We start from the raw sequence: 17,261 nt of genomic DNA, 5'->3' as shown, positions 1-17,261 counted from the left end.
CAGGCGAGGGCTGCCGTTCGAGGAGGTGGCGGACACGATGAGTGCCGGGAACAACGCGTTCAGGCGGAAGCTCGAGCGCGGGGCGGAACTTCGCGCCGTGCGCGGTTGGGGCGGCAACGCGCAGGAGGATGCCGAGCTTGAGGCAGCCGATGCAGAGGAGCGCGAGAAACGCCGGAAGGTGGACGATTCTGCACGGGTCGAATACCTGATCCGCGACGCCATGAACCAGGGGAAGTTCGACAACCTGAAATACGCGGGCAAACCGATACCAGGACTTGGCGAGCACTACGACCCCGACTGGTGGGTCAAAGGCCTGATCCAGCGCGAACAGCTGAGCGGCATCGGCCCTCCCGCCATCCTGCTGCGGATCGAAGACGCCGAACTGGATGCAAAGTTGGATCAGCAGTACACCGAGAAACAGGTCCGGGACATTCTGGACGACTTCAACAAGAGGTTGATTGAGGCCCGGCGACAGTTGCAGGGCGGGCCTCCGGTGATCACCAAGCTTCGTGACGTGGACGTTGAGCTTCAACGGTGGAGGGAACGGCGGGCCGCGACTGCCCCGGCTGAACCTGAGTCCGCACCCATGACAAGGCGCACGTGGTGGCAGCGCCTCTGGAACGGCTCCGGCTAGGCCAGGCTGTCTTCCTTGGCTTCCACCGGCTTGGAAACTGCAGGCTTCCGGGTGATCAGCGCTGACAAGTGTGCCTGCTGCTGACGGAAATGGCCGTGGGCGGTGAGGCCGAACTCGTACGCGGACTCGGCATGCTGAGTGAGGTCCACGCCGGTGACTTCGTGCTCGTGGGGAACCCGGAAGCCGATTGTCTTGTGGATGATTCGACCAATGACCAGGGTGCCCACACCGGACAGCGCAATCGTGATCACAACAGCTACGATCTGAGCAATCAGCTGCTGCGGACCGCCGCCGTAGAGGAGGCCACCTGCCACGCCGTCGTGGGGGAAGGCGATGAAGCCCAGGGAAAGGGTGCCGATCACACCGGCGCCGAAGTGGACGCCCACGACGTCCAGCGAGTCGTCGAAACCGAACTTGTACTTGAGGTCAACGAACACAGCGCAGGCAGCGCCGGCCACAAGGCCCAGGCCCAGAGCCGCCAGGGGAGTGATGTTGGCGCAGGAGGGCGTGATGGCCACGAGGCCGGCCACAACACCGGATGCAGCTCCCAAGGATGTGGGGTGGCCGTGGCGGACTTTCTCCACCACCAGCCAGCTGAGCATTGCCGCGGCGGGGGTAACAAGGGTGTTGACCCAGATGAGGCCGGCCTGGGCGGCAGTGGTGGCAGCTCCGCCGTTGAAGCCGAACCAGCCGAACCAGAGGATTGCTGCGCCGATCATGATGAACGGGACGTTGTGCGGCCGGTGGTTGGGGTCCTTGGCGAACCCATGACGCTTCCCCACGATCAATGCGAGGACGAAAGCGGCAGTTCCGGAGCTGACCTCAACAACTGCGCCACCGGCAAAGTCGATCACCTGGCCGAAGACGTCGGACACGGCACCGCCGGCGCTCATCAGCCCGCCGCCCCACACCATGTAGGCCAGGGGGCAGTAGACAACGGTTACCCAGATGGGGACGAACAACGCCCAGGCACCGAACTTGGCCCGGTCAGCGATGGCGCCACTGATGAGGGCCACCGTGATGATGGCGAACGTGGCTGCGAAGGTGGCCTTGATGAGGTCGGGCGTGCCCAGCAGATCCTGCAGGCCGAAGTGCGCGAACGGATTGCCGAACAGCCCCAGGAAGCCGTCGCCGGTGGTCATCGAATAGCCCCAAAGGACCCAGACCACGCCCACGATTCCCGCCGAGATGAAGCTCATCATGATCATGTTCAGTGCTGCCTTGGCGCGGGTCATGCCGCCATAGAACAGACCGAGGCCGGGGGTCATGAAGAGCACCATGGCCGCCGACAACATCATCCAGACGTTCTGCGCAGAGATCTCCACCTGCGTTCCCTTCTTATCAAGCCTGTCCGAAACGGGCCTGGATTCATCCGGCCCTTGCTAGCCCCCCGATCTATATTCGGTGAGCTATGTTTCCGACTCAGAAGAGCTAAGTTGCAGGTAAGTTACAGAAATCTTCCGTTCGTGAAGATCAGGTCACTGGCATGTTTCGGGAATGTTAACGGCGCTTCTCCCGCGGCCCTGCGGGGTACCCGCCGCGACGGCTCGCGATGATGATCACCAGGGCCACAGCAGTAGGGACCGCCGCGGCCAAAGGCACCAGCTGCGCGCCCACGGTGGTGAGGGCGAACGCACCGTACACGGCGCCGACGGCGATACCCAGTTGGATGGTCACCACGGTGAGGCCGTTTGCAGCGTCCTTGTGCTCGCCGCCCGCGCGGAGGATCGCCGCCTGGTTGTAGATACCCACGGCGCCGAACGCGATTCCCCACAGGGTCATCAGGCCAAACGCCCCAACCCAGGTGCCGCCCAACGCCGGCAGCAGGGCGAACGAAAGCGTCAACAGTACGACGGCGGTAATCACCGATCGCCGCGGGCGCGAGTCCGCTGTCATTCCGGCAATCCAGATCCCCACGAGGCTGGCCACTCCCACGACGGACAGGGAGATGCTCGTGGCGGATTCCGGCAGCCCGGATGCCAGCAGGAAGGGCGCAACGTAAGTGAACAGCGTGAAGTGGGCCAGCAGCAAGAGCGGCCAAGCTACGGCAATAGCGATTACGCCCGGCAGTTTCATGGCAGCGCGAAGAGACGGAGCCTTCTGGCTGGACTGGTCGTGGGCGCCGGGAAGGAGCCAGAACGCCAACAGGGCCAGCACCGCACCGACGCCGGCCAGGACCATGAACGAGGCCCGCCAGGTCATGAGCGAGCCCATCAATGTCCCGATGGGCGCTCCTACGGCCAAGGCAATACTGTTGCCGCTGAACACCACAGCCATGGACTTTCCCACAGAATGCGCCGGGACGATGCGCGCCACATAGGGTGCCATGCTGGACCACAACATGCCATGGGCGATGCCGCCAAGGAGCCGGGCGCCAATCGCCCAGCCAAGGGTGGGGCTCAGTGCCAGCAGGACATTGCTGACGGCAAACGCCAGCACGGTAGCGATGAGCAGGGTCTTCCGTGGAACGCGACCGGCAAGGAACCTCGAGAGAGGCAGGGCAGTGAAGACGATGATGGCCGCATAGACGGCAGTCAGCGAGCCGACAGCCGATTCGTCCACGCCGAGGTCCCGGCTGATTTGCGGCAGGAGGCCCGAGGGCAGGAGTTCCGTGGTGACCGCGGTGAAGCCGGCGGCCGCGAGGACAAGCAGGCCGCCCCAGGGGATTTTGGCGGGACGGTTGCCCGTTGACAGGTCGCGGGGCGTCGCCTCGGGCGACTGCGCCGGTTGCTTGTTCCGAGGTTTCTGGGTTTTCTGGGGTGTCTGGGTTTCGACCACGGCAGGGTCCTGCTTCAAAAATGGCTCCTTTGGGATTTGTCACGTTGGGGGGCGTTAGCGTGAACAATTCCAACGCTACGCAATTTGTTCCCCCTAAGGGAGTGTCTGCCAGACCTACCCATTCACTTGGAATGTGCAGGCGTCCTCGCGCAGACTGGCCTTGTGAAGCCCTTCCTCCTGCTGGCCACCCGAGCCGAAGACGCCGCTGCCGACGACGAATACCAGGCCTACCTCCGGTACTGCGGCCTCAAGCCGGAGGAGCTGGTTCGTGTGCGGATGGAGTCCGGACCATTGCCGCCGCTTGAGCTGCACGACTACTCCGGCGTGATCGTCGGTGGCAGCCCGTACACCTCCAGCGATCCTGTGGAGGAGAAGAGCCCCGAGCAGATCCGGGTGGAGGCTGAGCTGTCGAGCCTTCTGGACCACATCGTGGCCGAAGACTTTCCCTTCCTGGGTGCCTGCTACGGCGTAGGAACCCTGGGCGTGCACCAAGGCGCCGTTATTGACCGGCGCTACGGTGAACCGGTCGGCGCAACGGAGATCCAGCTGACCGCGGACGGCGAACACGATCCCTTGCTTCAGGGCGTCCCCCGGACCTTCGAGGCTTTCGTTGGACACAAGGAAGCGTGCAGCCAACTGCCCCCGAATGCAGTGCTGTTGGCCAGTTCGGCGGCCTGCCCGGTGCACATGTTCCGGATCAAGAGCAACCTCTACGCCACCCAGTTCCACCCGGAACTCGACGCCGACGGGCTGGTCACGCGCATCAAAATCTATAAGGACGCCGGCTACTTCCCACTCCACGAAGCCGACGAGCTCATCGCCACGGCACGGCAAGCGACCGTCAAAGAGCCCATGCGTGTGCTGAGGAATTTCACGGAACGCTACGCACGCTAGTTGTGGGGCCTGCTTTGCGCCCTAAACCCGGGGTATGCCGCGCAGATCGGGCCTCGCAACGTGGGGTGGGTTTGTTGTGGGGCCTGCTTTGCGCCCTAAACCCGGGGTATGCCGCGCAGATCGGGCCTCGCAACGTGGGGTGGGTTTGTTGTGGGGCCTGCTTTGCGCCCTAAACCCGGGGATTGCCGCGCAGATCGGGCCTCGCAACGTGGGGTGGGTTTGTTGTGGGGCCTGCTTTGCGCCCCAAACCCGGGGATTGCCGCGCAGACCGGGCCTCGCAACGTGGACGAACGACGGCGGCCCGGCCTACCGTGGGGTTGCCGGGCTGGTGCTCGGCGCTGGCGCGGGTGGGGGAGCCGGTGCGGGGAAGGGCCCGCTGGGGTAGAGTGCGGTGGCTTCCATCATGTAGTTCGCCCATTGCGGGCCGGCGATCATGTAACCGTCCAAGGACTTGTAGAACTTGCCATTAATGGTGACGTTCTGGCCCGCCCGCTGTTGTCCCGCCGTCGTGTCCCCAAAGAACGACGCCGTAGCGAGCGTCGTGGTGAAGCCGGCCACCCACGTGGCTCCGTTGTTGTTGGACGTGCCCGTCTTGGCGGCTACCGGGACCCTGCTTTGGACTTTCGGTTCGATGTAGACGCCGGAACCGAGCTTGAGCACATCCTGCAGCACTGAGTTGACGCCCCTGGCCACGGCAGGCTTGACGGCGTCGCGGCATTCCGGTTTCTGGGCTTCGTATTCACGGCCCTGGGCGTCGCTGATTTCCGTGATCGCGATCGGTTTGCAGTACGTGCCGTCGTTGGCGAAGGTGGCGTAGGCGCTGGCCAAAACAAGAGGTGCGACGCCGATGGAGCCCAGGAGATTGCCGATCTGGTGCATGTTGATCGGTGCATTGTCCAAGCCGCTGTGCATGCCCACCGTGTCCACCATCTTTTGGATTCCGCAGAAGTCCAGCTGCGCTGCCGTGGCGAACGTCGCGGTGTTGATGGAGTTGTAGAGACCGTAATTGATGGGCATGGGGCGGTAGTAGCCGGCGTCGTTGTTCTGGAGGTCGTCGTCGGCGCCAAGGTTCTGGGCCTTCTGTGCCGTGCTGTAGCCGCCCAGCACCTTGCCGCAACTCGAACGCCATGGGAAGCCCACGGGGTACACCCTGCGCGAGGCATCCACTACGGCTGTGGGATTCTTGCCTTCGTTGAGCCACTCCGCATAAATGAAGGGCTTCATGGTGGATCCTGGTTGGAAACCTCCGGCGCCGTTGAGATCGTAGCCGTTCTCGTCCTTGGCATCCACGTTGAAGTTCAACTGGGTATCGAACTTCCCGTCCTGCGGCACGAAGACGGTGTTTTGGGCCATCGCGAGGATCTTGCCGGTGCCGGGCTGCACAGTGGTCATGGCGGCGCCCCATTTGTCCGGGTTGTCGCCGGCGGATGCATCCACTTGTTGCTGCGCGACCGCCTGGAGCCTGCTGTCCAGGGTGGTGGTGATGGTGAGGCCGCCGCGGTAGAGGAGCCGCTCACGTTCCTCCACGCTGGGGCCGTAAGACTCGTTGTTGAGGATAAGGTGCGATACGTAATCACAGAAGTAGGTGGCGATCGGAGCACCGGCACACCCTTGAAGGGACGGGGTGACCTTCAGCTCCACGGGGGTCGCCACGGCCACGCCGTGGTCCACGGCGGTGATCTTTCCCTGTTCCAGCATCCGGTCCAGTACCAGGTTCCGCCTGGCCAGCGCCGCAGCAGGGTCCACGGTGGGGTCGTAGATGCTGGGTCCGTTGACCAAGCCAGCCAACATCGCTGCCTGGGGCAGGGTCAGGTCCGCGGCGGAGGTGCTGAAGAAGTACCGCGATGCGGCTTCGATTCCATAGGCGTTCCTGTTGAAGAACACGATGTTCAGGTAACCCTCAAGAATCTGGTCTTTGCTGAAGCGTTTCTCCAGCTCCAGCGCAAGCTTGATCTCGCGCAGCTTGTCTCCCAGCGTCTTCTCGCCGCTGAGCACCACATCCTCCGGGCGGCCCTGTGAAAGGCGCGATTCGTTGAGGACATTGGTCACGTACTGCTGCGTCAACGTGGACGCTCCCTGCTTGGTTCCTTTGGTCAGGTTGGAGGTCAGCGCCCGCATTATGCCGTGGGCATCCACCCCGGCATGCTCATAGAAACGGCTGTCTTCGATCGCCACAATAGCTTCGCGGATGAACGGCGACATGCTCTCAAGGGGGACCTTGACCCTGTTCTCCGCGTAAAACGTGGCGATGAGTTGGCCGTCGGCGGTGACCACTTTGCTCGAAAGCGAGGGAGACTCGACGTCGAGCTGGCTGGGCAGGCTCTCGTAGAAGCCTATGGACCCACCTACCGTGGTGCTGGTGAAGGCAACCACCGGGACTACGAAGCCGGAGATCAACACTCCGCAGAGCAGGCTCACGAAGAAGAACCCGAAGACCCTCAAAAGGACCTTGCCCAGACCGAGTGAGCCTCTGTTGTTCCGCGCCATTTTCGTGCCAATCCGTAGGGATGCCAGGCTGAAAAGTAGCTACAGAATACGTCCGGAACGTCGGTTGTTCCATGGGTGGGGCACCGGATAAAGGTCCCAAATCGGACTCAATCCAGCGGCAGTGTCACCCGCACGCTGGTGCCCCGCCCAACGGCGGAGTCGATGTCCACTGTGCCACCGGCGTCGTGAACTGCGATGGACATCAGCAGCAGTCCGAAGCCGTGCCTGCGGCCGCTGGGTGCTGCGTGGATCTCGAAACCGGTGCCATCATCCGTGATGGTGAGCTGGATGCCGTGGTAGACGGCGTTGAGACGGATGGTGAGTTCGCCGGCGTTCGCGTAGTTCAAAGTGTTGCTGAATGCTTCCTGGGCCACGTGGTACAGGAGGCCTGCCGCGGAGGATGAGATCTCGATGCCGTGGTGGGGAGTGTGCCAATGGACGGTGACGCCGGCCCGACGAAGGGGTGCGGCCAGGCGGTCGATGCATCCTGCGACACCCAGTGCGTAGAAGTCCACCGGGTTCTGGTCCTGGATGATGCCCTTGACGGCCACCACGTCGTCGACTGCTGCTGACTGTTCCATTTCTTCCCCCACATCGTTGTGTTCCATACCGGAAATTCGTTGTCGGAAAGCCTGTGTATTGGTCTTCCGCTTGATTCCAGCGTGGCGCCGCTATATCAAGGAACCTTTTCGTTTGGCTCAAGTTCGCATCAAGTTTGCGGGGGAAGGGTCCGGGCAACTCGTTGAGGCTTTAGCGGCGGCCCCCACCCCCTCCCGGGCCCTGTGCCTGGGTGTACTGGCCCGCCGTTACAGAGCCCTGTTGCTCGGCGCCGTCGATGGATCCCGTAGTGAGGCCGGCCTTGGCTTCCGCGGTGCCACCTGTGTAGATGGTGTAGTTCTGGCCCGCGGTGATGGCGGAGGAGGAGAACACCAGCGAGGCAATGGACTTGGTGGTCACGAACGTTGCCACCTCCTTACCGGAGGAGTCCACGATGTGCACGGGTGTCCCCGCCGCGACCGAGGTGTCAAAGGTCAGCTGGAGCCCCGACTGCGTGGACGTGGTCCCCGGGGTGACAGCCATACCGGCACTGCCTGCCGCTGCGATGGTGCCACCCGAGACAGCCAGCTCACCGTTGACGTCCAGGGCACCGTTGCCATCGTTCGTTGGACCATTGACCACCACTGTGCCACCGGAAATAGCGGCGGTGCCGTTGGAGTCCAGGCCGTCGCCTTCGGAATTGATGGTCAATGTGCCGCCGGAGATGTCCACGGTGTAGTCGCCCACGGTCTCACCGCCACCCATGCCGCCACCCATCCCGCCGCCACCAGCGCCGGAAGCGCTGGAGGAGGCCCCGCCCGAGGCGTTCACGCCGTCGTCGTTCGATGTGACGGTGACGTCCCCACCCGAGATGGCGATGTGTTGCGCTTCCAGGCCTTCTTCGGATTTGGCCACGTTCACGGTTCCACCCGTCACGGTGAGGGTGTTGAACGCCTTCACGCCGTCGTCGCCTGCATTGACCGTGAGGGCACCTCCGCTGACCAGCAGCCAGCCGCGGCCCTCGTCGGTTTCGTTGTCCGCCTTCACTGCGTCTCCGCCGGCCGTCACCTGGTAGGCGCCGTCCAGGAGCACGGTGTAGTCCTTGCCACGGATGCCGTCATCCTTGGCATCCACAGTGACCTTCCCGGAGGCCAGTACCAGCCCATCTTTGGACACGATGCCGTCGTTGTACTTGCCGTTGACGCTCAGGGAGCCCGGCCCGGCAATGGTCAGGTCCGCCATTGAGTACAGGGCAGCGTTGGGTGCGTCGTCGCCTTGGTCGGCGTAGCTGGAGGCGTCCGACAAGGTGTTGCTGCTGCCATCCTCCAGGTACACGATCGCTTCGTCGGCGCTGTTCACCACGAACGGCGAGCCACTTGAATTGCCCAGTTCGACGCCGTCCAGGATGATCCGGACGGTGTCCGAGTCTCCGGCCGCCACAACGATCTTGCCGTCGGTCAGGGAACCGCTGAGGCGGTACGTTCCGGCGGCACTGATGGTCACCGTGTTGCCATCTACCGCCACGCCCGTGGAGGACGACGACGTCACTTTGCTGCCGCCGTCGGCCAGGCTGATTGCCACTTCAGAAGCGGCATCCCAGGTGAGGTCGTCGCTGTCGTAGTGGGTGTCTTCCTCGATGGTGGCCGCGGTGACGGTTTGCTGGGTGGCGCTTGTACTGGTGGAGCCGGTGGTGGTGGAAGCGGTGGTTGCGGAGGAGCAGCCGGCCAGGGAAACAGCCAGGGCGACGGCGGCAACGGACAGGTAGGTTCGGAAGGAGCGCATGGGATTTCCTTAGCTTTGGGGGAGTTGGCTGATGGGGCGCAGTGGCATCCTGCGCCGGAGGGTTTGGTTCCAGCGGTTGGCCGGCAGCTCCGGGTGGAGGGCCGCCATACCGGTGGCGAACTTGGAGATACGGCATGGCCTCACGCCGTGAGCCCAGAGATGCCTGTCCAAGGGGCCGGGAGCGGAACCGGATTTCGTCTCCACCACCACGGCGTTGTCCAGGATCCAGGGTTGGCCGTCGGGCCGTTGCCAGGTGACCTCGGAATCGATGGTGGCCCGGCTTCCGGACTCTGGAAGATACAAGGTGGTGCGGTCGTAACGGGTGGAGAGGACGGGTTCCAACGGACCGAAAACAACGTCGCCGAGCGCGGCCAACAGCGTTTCGCGGACGTAGGCCAGGCCCTCCTCGGTGAGCCGGTCCCGGTCGCAGGGTTCGTACGGGATGCGTTCCTTGACGGTGGCTTCGCGGGCGCCTTCGGTTTTGACCTCCAGGAAGCTGACGGCGCTGTCCACGTAGGTCCGTGTGCGGATCTTGAACCGCCGGCGACGCCCGTGGGCCGCCAGCATGTAACTGTCCAGCGCAGGGGTATCGAAGTACACCGAGTCGTAGGCGAAGGTCCGGGCGCCATCCATCTCCAGGACGCGGGCCTCGGCGTTGAAAGTGGAGAGGATCCTCCGGGCAGTGGCCGAGGGAACCAGGTACTTACGGTCCACCCGGGTCAGCAGCGCGGCTTCTGTGGTGAGCTCTTCGAGCCCGACGGCGGGAAGCCTGCCCAGCTGCGGAATGATCGGTGGGGCTTCGGCGTGGCTCATGCGACACCCGCTGACGTGGGCACGGACGGGCCCGGGTGAACCGGAACGGGCGTTTCGGGTAGTTCCTGTGGCGCCGGTGTCAGTGCCCCTGCCGGCTGGTTGAAGGCGGGCTGTGGGCGGTTGGCCTGGCGGGGTCGAACCGCATAGCGGACGTCCACGATCGTCTTGTCGTTGACCAGGTCCAACTCCTGGATGGTGGCCGAGTGGACGGTGCCGTTGAGGACTTCCTCGAGCCGGGCGTAGAGCTCGGGCTCGTCGTTGATGGCCCGGTCCAGCACCACGCTCTGGTGGCGGTAGGCCGGGAGGACTTTGGGGTTGTCTCCTACGAACATGACCAGCAGGACCAGTGCCATGAGCGAGAGCGTCAGCCATAGGGGCTCAACACCGATACCGGAGATCAGGCCAAGTGCCAACGCCGAGAAGTAGTAGGCCACCTCATGCTGGGCAAGTTCGGTGGACCGGAGCCGGATGATCGAGAGGACACCGAACAGGCCCAGGCCCAGTCCGACGCCGGCAGCTGATCCGGACAGGGCCGTGGCCACTGCCAGGACTCCCACGTTCATGCCGAGGTAGGAAACCACCAGGTCGCGGCGCCTGTGGCGGCGTAGGTAGAGGGCCAAGGTGAGGATGGAAATGGCAGCGAGGTCTGCCGCTATGAGGATGATGGTGTTCATCGGTTACTCCGGAATCTCTGGGGGAATTGATGTCCACTTTTCAGGGTCTGGCTGTGCTGGAACTGTGCCGGGACCAAGGCTGGGGTATGCGTTTCCCGGTGCTCGGCCCGGCCCTTGCGGGTAAACAGGAAACGGTGCTGCACGGCGTAGCTGACGCCAAGCAACCCTGCCTCCGTGAGGATCTTTGCCGGCAGGTCCGGCACAGCAGCAGAGGTCAATGCCCAAATCGAGGCGTAATTGGCCAGGAGCAACACCAGCACCAAAGCCACGTACCCCGTGGCGGCAGAACGAAGGGGTCGGTCCTTGCCGTGCTCGAAGACGAGCCTCCGGTTGACCAGGAAGTTCACCGTGGCGCTGACAAGCCGGGCCCCCAGCACTGCAACCAGCAAGGAATCGGTGACGCCAAGGAGCACCAGGAACATCACCATGTCCACAACGAAGGCGGACAGGGACGAGGCAAGGAACTTCAGCAGCGGTGCATAGATCCTGAGTGAGTCGGCCACGGGACGGAAGTGGGAGCCTGCGTTGTCGTTGAGGTAGACGGTGGCAATCCCGACACTGACAATGCCGTAGCCTGCCTGCTTGGCTTCGAGCAACAGGTTGAGTTCGTATTCGTAGCGCTCGCCGCGGACCCCCAGGAGCCAGGGGACCATGTCCGCCTTGTAGCCCCGCAAGCCTGTCTGCGTGTCGGTGATGCGTTGGCCGGTTGCGAGCCGGAAAAGCCCACGCGTCACCGTGTTCCCGAACCTGCTGCGGGCCGGCACGTTCCCGGTGAAGTTCCGCGAGCCCAGGACCGTGGCAGCCGTAACGTGCCGGACCCGGTCGGCAACGGCCAGGATGTCCGCCACGCCGTGTTGCCCGTCGCTGTCGGCGCAGACAACGTCCTGGCCGGGGAAGTTCCCGGCGATGAAGGCGAATCCGGCCTTGAGTGCGTGGCCCTTCCCGCCGTTCACTGGGTAACCGAGCACATGGCACCCAAGCCGTGCGGCGGCGTCGAACGTTTCCTTATAGGCCGGGCCGGAACCGTCATCCACCACCACGATGGTGAGCCAGGGGTCGGCTTCGTGCAGGTTCCGGATGAGCTTGATGAGCTGGTGGTCCGGCTCGTAGGCCGGTATCAGGATGATCATGACTGGGCGATGTAGAGGATGTCCGAGGTGCCGCGCTCTTTGTTCTCGCCGAGCGGGTTGTTCACGAGCGATCCGTTGAAGTACATGGTGGAGGAACCGCCGCCGTCGATGTTGTACGCGGTGGTGGCGCCGAGGTCCTTCATGATCTGGGCCATGCCTGTCATGGTGACGCCGGCGGAGTATCCGGGGCTGCGGCCGTCCACCACCACGAATACCAGGTGATTTTGATCGATCATGCCCACCGCGGTCCGGGGTTGCTCGCCCTGGATGGAGTGGTTGCCGAAGTTGGTGTCCACCTCCACGTCTTCGATGCCCGAGGCGATCTCGCCGTTGTCCAGCAGCGACGGCCCGAAGGACAGGGTGTTCCACACGCCGTCGGCGACCAGTTGCTGCGCGGTGGTGGTGGTCTCGTCGTATACCTTGACGGTGCCGTCCTTGTAAAACGCCAGGCCCTGCCGTGCACCTTCATCCCGGTACACCACGCCATTGCGGATCACGATCCCCGTGTCACGGAAACCGTAGTAGTCACCGTTGATGGCGAAGATCGCGTTGTGGTCCTGGGCGATGGCTGACGTGGTTTCCGTGATGTTCTCGCCGTACGTGTCCTCCGCGAACGCGGACTTCAGCGTGGTGGCGGAGTCAAGCACGACGTCGGCAACGTAGTAGGTGACGGTGCTGTCGCCGCTGCCGGTGGTCACCTTGGAGATGGTGACGCCAGTGTCGCCCGAGGTGTAGCTCGTGTCCGTGACCACGGCGCTCGCCGAGGTGCCAGCGGAAGTGCTGTCCGTCGTCGTGTCCGTGATGCCGGCCTGGCTGGCTTCGTACTCTGAAACGTTGGTGATCTGCGCGTGCGGGATGACAAAGCGGTCCAACGCCCAGGCCGCTGCACCCCCTGCAGAGAGAGTGACCGCCAGGACGGCGGAGACGATAGCGCGCCGTGTCCGGCGGCCTTTGCGGTGTTCAGTCTGTGGAGGAGTCATGCCTCATTTCTACGGAGGCAGGCTACGCCGGAGGTTTGCCCCACATATGCGGGGGCTGTGAAGGTTGGCGCGTGGCTGTGAAAGTCAGTGTTGGCGATCGGCGTCGATGGCTGCCTGTTCAATCCGGTAACGGTGTGCCGCCAACTCTTCGGAGTTCCGTTCGGGGATGTTGGGGTCGTTCGGACGTTGGCCTGCCTGTCCGTCGATGAGCTCCCGGATGATGTCGGCGTGCCCGGCATGACGTGCCGTCTCGACGCACATGTGCACCAGGATTTGGTGCAGGGTCACGTTCTTCTTGTCCTCGGACCACCAGGGCACCACGCCGGGAGCGTCCAGGGGCAAGGATTCGATGGTTTCGTCACTGTGCTTGGCGGAGAAGTGGTGCAGCTCGATGATGTCCTGCATGCTCTCATTTGCCGGGACCCACATGTCCGCGTCAGGTTCGGCATTGTCGTCGTACCAAGGGAGGACCCGTCCGTTGGGGCGTCCGAAAGTCTCCCCGAAATACCCCAGCTCCACGCTCGCCACGTGTTTGACCAGGCCAAGCAGATTAGTTCCCGTGGGTGTCATGGGCCTGCGGGCATCGTATTCGCCCAGGCCTTCCACCTTGCCGAGGAGATCCTGCCGACGGGTACGCAGATAGTGGAGCAACGTTGCTTTGTCATTCATGGGAGCACTCTACCGAAGGGGTCCTGGCACGAGTTCGCCGGAAGCACTCGGGCCCGCCGGGAAAACTCCGGCGATTTGGCCGCTCGACGGCGGTCCCGCACGTTTCCGGCGACGTGGACGTGACAAGGTACTGCTTTATTCCTCTCTTCGGCATCGCGTTGACTTCAACCCAAGCCAGTGGCGGACCCGGCGAAGGACGCCGGACCCCGTCCCGCCACGAGTGTTAGGAGCAACTCCTTGTCACTTCAATTCCCCCGCAGGACCCTGCTCCAGGGTGCCGGCGCACTATCCCTGGCGGCAGTGGTCAGCTCGATGTTCGCACAGAACGCCTGGGCCGACGTAGAACCGGGCGCAGCGGAGTTCGCAGCGCTGCGGAACCGTTGGGTGGACCAGATCACGGGCCGCAACGTCATCCAGGCCGGCGACCCGGACTTCGCCAAAGCCATCACCGCACTGAACAACAAGGCTGCAGACTCCCTGGCCAAGCTCAACAGGTCGCCGGGCCGAACCTCGGTGTTTACGGACTTGTCCTTCGCCAAGGACGCGGAAATGGTCACCACCTACACGCGCTTGTCCCAGCTGGCCACTGCATGGGCAACACCTACGGCGACCGTGTTCGGGGACGCCGCAGTGCTGGCAGACATCAAGGCAGGCCTCGCCGATGCCAACATCCTTTGCTACAACGACAGGAAGGAAGAGGTAGGAAACTGGTGGTCCTGGGAGATCGGCGTACCCCGGGCACTCGCTGACGCCATGGTGCTCCTGCATGCCGAATTGTCGGCCGCGGAGCGCACTGCCTACTGCGCGGCCATCGACCATTTTGTGCCCGACCCGTGGCTGCAGTTCCCGCCCAAGCGCGGCAAGATCACCTCCGTTGGCGCCAACCGCGTGGACCTGTGCCAGGGCATCATCATCCGTTCCCTGGCCGGAGAAGACCCGGCCAAACTCAACCATGCAGTGGCCGGGCTCAGCCAGGTGTGGCAGTACGTGACCAGTGGGGACGGAATCTTCCGCGATGGTTCGTTCATCCAGCACAGCACCACTCCGTACACCGGTTCCTACGGGGTTGTCCTGCTCACCGGGCTGTCCAAATTGTTCTCCCTGCTTGGGGGCACGGCGTTCGAGGTTTCAGACCCAACGCGCAACATCTTCTTCGACGCCGTGGAGGGTTCGTTTGCGCCCGTCATGATCAACGGGGCCATGGCCGATGCTGTCCGCGGCAGGAGCATCAGCCGCGAGGCCAACACCGGCTACGATCTCGGGGCGTCGGCGATCGAGGCCATCCTGCTGCTGGCACGGGCCATGGATCCAGCGACGGCCGCCCGATGGCGGGGTTTGTGCGCGGGTTGGATTGCGCGCAATACCTATCGACCGATCCTCAGCAGTGCGGGTGTGCCCAGGACGGCGCTGGTGAAGGAGCTCCAGGCCTCTGGTGTTGCCCCCGTGGCAGAAGCGACCGGCCACAAGCTTTTCCCTGCGATGGACCGCACCATGCACCGCGGACCCGGCTGGGCATTGTCGCTCGCCATGTCCAGCAACCGCATTGCCTGGTACGAATGCGGCAACGGCGAGAACAACCGCGGCTATCACACCGGCTCCGGCATGACCTACTTCTACACGTCCGACCTCGGCCAGTACGACGACGCGTTCTGGGCCACGGCCAACTACAACCGCCTCCCCGGCATCACGGTGGACACAACTCCCTTGACGGACAAGGTGGAGGGGGAGTGGGGCGCTGCCGTCCCCGCGAATGAGTGGAGCGGGGCCACAGCGCTGGGTGAGGTTGCCGCCGTCGGACAGCATCTGGTGGGGCCGGGCCGCACGGGCCTGTCCGCCCGGAAGTCCTGGTTTGTCAGCGGCGACGTCACCATATGCCTCGGCGCGGACATCAGCACTGCTTCCGGCGCCAGGGTGGAAACCATCCTCGACCACCGCAACCTCCACCAAGGCAGCAATACACTCACGACGGCGGCGGGCACCATCGCTGGAACGCCCGGCAACGTTGAGGTGCTGGGAGATGGGCGCTGGGTGCACTTGGAGGGTTTCGGCGGGTACGCGATGCTCGATGATTCCCCGCTCCACGTGCTGCGGGAAACCCGGTCAGGCAGCTGGTCCGGGGTCAACATCAACGGCAGCGCCACAGTGCAGCAGCGCAATTTCGCCACCCTCTACGTGGACCACGGGGCCGGGCCTGTCACCGGCAGTTATGCGTACATGGTGGCGCCGGGAGCATCGGTGGACCTGACCCGGAAGCTGTTGCAGGGAAACAAGTACAGCGTGATCCGCAACGATGCTACGGCTCAGTCCGTGGAGTTCAAGACCGCGAAGACCACAGCCGCAACGTTCTGGAAGCCCGGAATGGCGGGGGACCTTGGCGCATCGGGTCCTGCCTGCGTGGTGTTCTCCAGGCATGGGAATGAGCTGAGCCTGGCTGTCAGCGAGCCGACGCAGAAGGCTGCCGGCCTCACGCTGACCTTGCCGGAGGGAACGTGGTCCAGCGTGCTGGAGGGCGGGGGAACCTTGGGAACCAACGCTGCGGGACAAACCACCCTGACGTTGGATACCGCCGGGCTCAGCGGCCAGACAAAGCTCATCAAGCTCCGCCGCTAGAGCCTCGTTGTGGGGCCTGATCTGCGCGCCATTTGGTCCCCGAAGGCCGCAGAGCGGGCCTCACAACGCTTCGCCCCGCAGGAGTCACGGACAACAATGCGTGGCCGCAACCGGATCTGGTAGAGCGGACACGCGTCGCCTTCGGTCAGCCGACGCAGCAGGACATCGGCGGCCATGACGCCCAGCCTGTGCTTGGCCGGCGAAACCGCAGTGAGCGGTATCCGGGCGAGGTCAGCCATTTCGTCGTCATAGGAGACGAGGGCGAGGTCCTCAGGAACCCGAACCCCGTGGCGGGACGCGGCGCCTTCCAGGAGGGCCGCTTCCCGGTCGCCGAACACCAAGGCCGCAGTGGCACCACTGCCAGCCAGCAGCCCGAACATGTGCTCGGCCTGGTCGGCTTCCCACTCCGGCTTCGTTGCGCTGAACGCCATGCGCGCGTTGGTCTCCAACCCCAACGCCGCGATGGCAGCCGTATACCCTGCGATGACCGCAGCCTGCGTGGGATTACTGCTGCGAGCGGCCTCGTTCGCCCGGGTGAGCAGCCCAATCTTTCGGTGACCCAGGCGGTGGAGGTGCATGACGGCGTCGTACGCTCCGCCTTGGTGATCCGAGCAGACGTGTTCCGTGCGGTCTCCTGGCCCCAGGTCATCCAGGCTCCGCTCCAGGAGGACAACCGGCACGGGAAGGGCCATGAGTTCGGCGACGCGCTGCTGGGGATCAGCCAAGCCCGTCAGCGTTGGCACCAGGATGAGGCCGTCCACTCCGGCATCCAGGAGGAACTGGATGCCGGCATTCTCGCGAGTGAAGTCGTAGTGGTACGTGGATAATTGCAGGCTGGCGCCCCGCGCGGAAAGGTGTTCCTCGATCCCCTGGAGGACGCGCGGGTAGTAGAGCTGCGTGTCCGGGAGCAGGACGCCGATGACGAACCTCGAGCGTTTCTGCGCGCGCTGGGGAGCAGCGACGAAACTGCCCGCCCCCTGCCGCCTGACCACCAGCCCTTTGCCCACCAGGTCCTCGAAGGCCCTCCGTACCGTCGTCAGGGAAAGGCCGGTCTCCGCTGCGAGTTGCTGCTCGGTGGGGAGCTTGGTCCCCACCGCCCAAGTCCCGGCGAGGATGTCCCTGCGGAGGTCGTCGCTCAAGTCCTGGAACTTCAAGTTGGCCTTGGCAGTGTCGCGAAGTGCCGCAACACCGGAGTCCGGGTCCTGTTTCCTCTTTGGCATGATCCATCTCCAGCTGTGGACAGACGATTTCTCTCATCATGCCCCACGATTTA

At 64.0% G+C, this 17,261-nt stretch carries 14 protein-coding genes; 3 read left to right on the top strand and 11 right to left on the bottom strand.

The features are described from left to right. Positions 1–37: 37 nt before the first annotated feature. Complete coding sequence (locus PJL15_RS09015) at positions 38–634, top strand: DUF1992 domain-containing protein (protein ID WP_281450811.1); 597 nt, start codon at positions 38–40, stop codon at positions 632–634. Here PJL15_RS09015 and PJL15_RS09010 read toward each other — a convergent pair. Next, the gene (locus PJL15_RS09010; protein WP_281450810.1) at positions 631–1,959 is read right to left on the bottom strand and encodes an ammonium transporter; all 1,329 of its coding nucleotides are present in this window, start codon (positions 1,957–1,959) and stop codon (positions 631–633) included. The genes PJL15_RS09015 and PJL15_RS09010 overlap by 4 nt on opposite strands. Before the next feature lie 175 nt (positions 1,960–2,134). After that, the gene (locus PJL15_RS09005) at positions 2,135–3,328 is read right to left on the bottom strand and encodes an MFS transporter (protein ID WP_281450928.1); all 1,194 of its coding nucleotides are present in this window, start codon (positions 3,326–3,328) and stop codon (positions 2,135–2,137) included. Between the two features lie 246 nt (positions 3,329–3,574). Here PJL15_RS09005 and PJL15_RS09000 point away from each other — a divergent pair, with 246 nt between their 5' ends. After that, the gene (locus PJL15_RS09000) at positions 3,575–4,306 is read left to right on the top strand and encodes a glutamine amidotransferase (RefSeq protein WP_281450809.1); all 732 of its coding nucleotides are present in this window, start codon (positions 3,575–3,577) and stop codon (positions 4,304–4,306) included. Positions 4,307–4,612: 306 nt separating this feature from the next. Here PJL15_RS09000 and PJL15_RS08995 read toward each other — a convergent pair whose 3' ends face one another. The 8 genes from PJL15_RS08995 to PJL15_RS08960 form a co-directional block, all read right to left on the bottom strand. Further along, complete coding sequence (locus PJL15_RS08995) at positions 4,613–6,793, bottom strand: transglycosylase domain-containing protein (protein ID WP_281450808.1); 2,181 nt, start codon at positions 6,791–6,793, stop codon at positions 4,613–4,615. A 107-nt stretch (positions 6,794–6,900) separates the two neighbouring features. Next, positions 6,901–7,401, bottom strand: coding sequence for a sensor histidine kinase (locus PJL15_RS08990; RefSeq protein WP_281450807.1), 501 nt, complete (start codon positions 7,399–7,401; stop codon positions 6,901–6,903). Positions 7,402–7,543: 142 nt separating this feature from the next. Beyond that, positions 7,544–9,112 (bottom strand): carbohydrate-binding domain-containing protein, encoded by a 1,569-nt coding sequence (locus PJL15_RS08985; protein ID WP_281450806.1) that lies wholly within the window; start codon positions 9,110–9,112, stop codon positions 7,544–7,546. A gap of 9 nt (positions 9,113–9,121) precedes the next feature. Continuing rightward, complete coding sequence (locus tag PJL15_RS08980) at positions 9,122–9,925, bottom strand: polyphosphate polymerase domain-containing protein (protein WP_281450805.1); 804 nt, start codon at positions 9,923–9,925, stop codon at positions 9,122–9,124. Beyond that, positions 9,922–10,599, bottom strand: coding sequence for a DUF4956 domain-containing protein (locus PJL15_RS08975; RefSeq protein ID WP_281450804.1), 678 nt, complete (start codon positions 10,597–10,599; stop codon positions 9,922–9,924). The genes PJL15_RS08980 and PJL15_RS08975 overlap by 4 nt, the downstream gene beginning before the upstream one ends. Continuing rightward, complete coding sequence (locus PJL15_RS08970; RefSeq protein WP_281450803.1) at positions 10,596–11,729, bottom strand: bifunctional glycosyltransferase family 2/GtrA family protein; 1,134 nt, start codon at positions 11,727–11,729, stop codon at positions 10,596–10,598. Before PJL15_RS08970 ends, PJL15_RS08975 begins: the two co-directional genes overlap by 4 nt. Next, positions 11,726–12,709, bottom strand: a complete 984-nt coding sequence (locus PJL15_RS08965; protein WP_281450802.1) for a phosphodiester glycosidase family protein — start codon at positions 12,707–12,709, stop codon at positions 11,726–11,728. Before PJL15_RS08965 ends, PJL15_RS08970 begins: the two co-directional genes overlap by 4 nt. Before the next feature lie 84 nt (positions 12,710–12,793). Next, positions 12,794–13,378 carry a DinB family protein gene (locus tag PJL15_RS08960; RefSeq protein ID WP_281450801.1) on the bottom strand — a complete coding sequence of 195 codons (585 nt, stop codon included), beginning with the start codon at positions 13,376–13,378 and terminating at the stop codon, positions 12,794–12,796. A 237-nt stretch (positions 13,379–13,615) separates the two neighbouring features. Between PJL15_RS08960 and PJL15_RS08955 the strand changes: the two genes are divergently transcribed. Beyond that, positions 13,616–15,988, top strand: coding sequence for a polysaccharide lyase 8 family protein (locus PJL15_RS08955; RefSeq protein WP_281450800.1), 2,373 nt, complete (start codon positions 13,616–13,618; stop codon positions 15,986–15,988). Here the strand turns inward: PJL15_RS08955 and PJL15_RS08950 are convergent. Further along, the gene (locus PJL15_RS08950) at positions 15,985–17,208 is read right to left on the bottom strand and encodes a GntR family transcriptional regulator (protein ID WP_281450799.1); all 1,224 of its coding nucleotides are present in this window, start codon (positions 17,206–17,208) and stop codon (positions 15,985–15,987) included. The two genes, PJL15_RS08955 and PJL15_RS08950, sit on opposite strands and share 4 nt — an antisense overlap. Positions 17,209–17,261 lie beyond the last annotated feature (53 nt).

It is taken from the genome of Paenarthrobacter nitroguajacolicus (genome assembly GCF_029952445.1).
Lineage (GTDB): Bacteria > Actinomycetota > Actinomycetes > Actinomycetales > Micrococcaceae > Arthrobacter > Arthrobacter nitroguajacolicus_B.
The sequence above is the reverse complement of the archived record's forward strand: the minus strand, read 5'-3'. Positions and strand labels throughout refer to the sequence as shown.

Bases quoted from the DNA above. Each gene is read 5' to 3' on its own strand.
- PJL15_RS09015 (WP_281450811.1), top strand. From the start codon at position 38: ATGAGTGCCGGGAACAACGCGTTCAGGCGGAAGCTCGAGCGCGGGGCG.
- PJL15_RS08995 (WP_281450808.1), bottom strand. From the start codon at position 6,793: ATGGCGCGGAACAACAGAGGCTCACTCGGTCTGGGCAAGGTCCTTTTG.
- PJL15_RS08990 (WP_281450807.1), bottom strand. From the start codon at position 7,401: ATGGAACACAACGATGTGGGGGAAGAAATGGAACAGTCAGCAGCAGTC.
- PJL15_RS08985 (WP_281450806.1), bottom strand. From the start codon at position 9,112: ATGCGCTCCTTCCGAACCTACCTGTCCGTTGCCGCCGTCGCCCTGGCT.
- PJL15_RS08980 (WP_281450805.1), bottom strand. From the start codon at position 9,925: ATGAGCCACGCCGAAGCCCCACCGATCATTCCGCAGCTGGGCAGGCTT.
- PJL15_RS08975 (WP_281450804.1), bottom strand. From the start codon at position 10,599: ATGAACACCATCATCCTCATAGCGGCAGACCTCGCTGCCATTTCCATC.
- PJL15_RS08970 (WP_281450803.1), bottom strand. From the start codon at position 11,729: ATGATCATCCTGATACCGGCCTACGAGCCGGACCACCAGCTCATCAAG.
- PJL15_RS08965 (WP_281450802.1), bottom strand. From the start codon at position 12,709: ATGACTCCTCCACAGACTGAACACCGCAAAGGCCGCCGGACACGGCGC.
- PJL15_RS08960 (WP_281450801.1), bottom strand. From the start codon at position 13,378: ATGAATGACAAAGCAACGTTGCTCCACTATCTGCGTACCCGTCGGCAG.
- PJL15_RS08950 (WP_281450799.1), bottom strand. From the start codon at position 17,208: ATGCCAAAGAGGAAACAGGACCCGGACTCCGGTGTTGCGGCACTTCGC.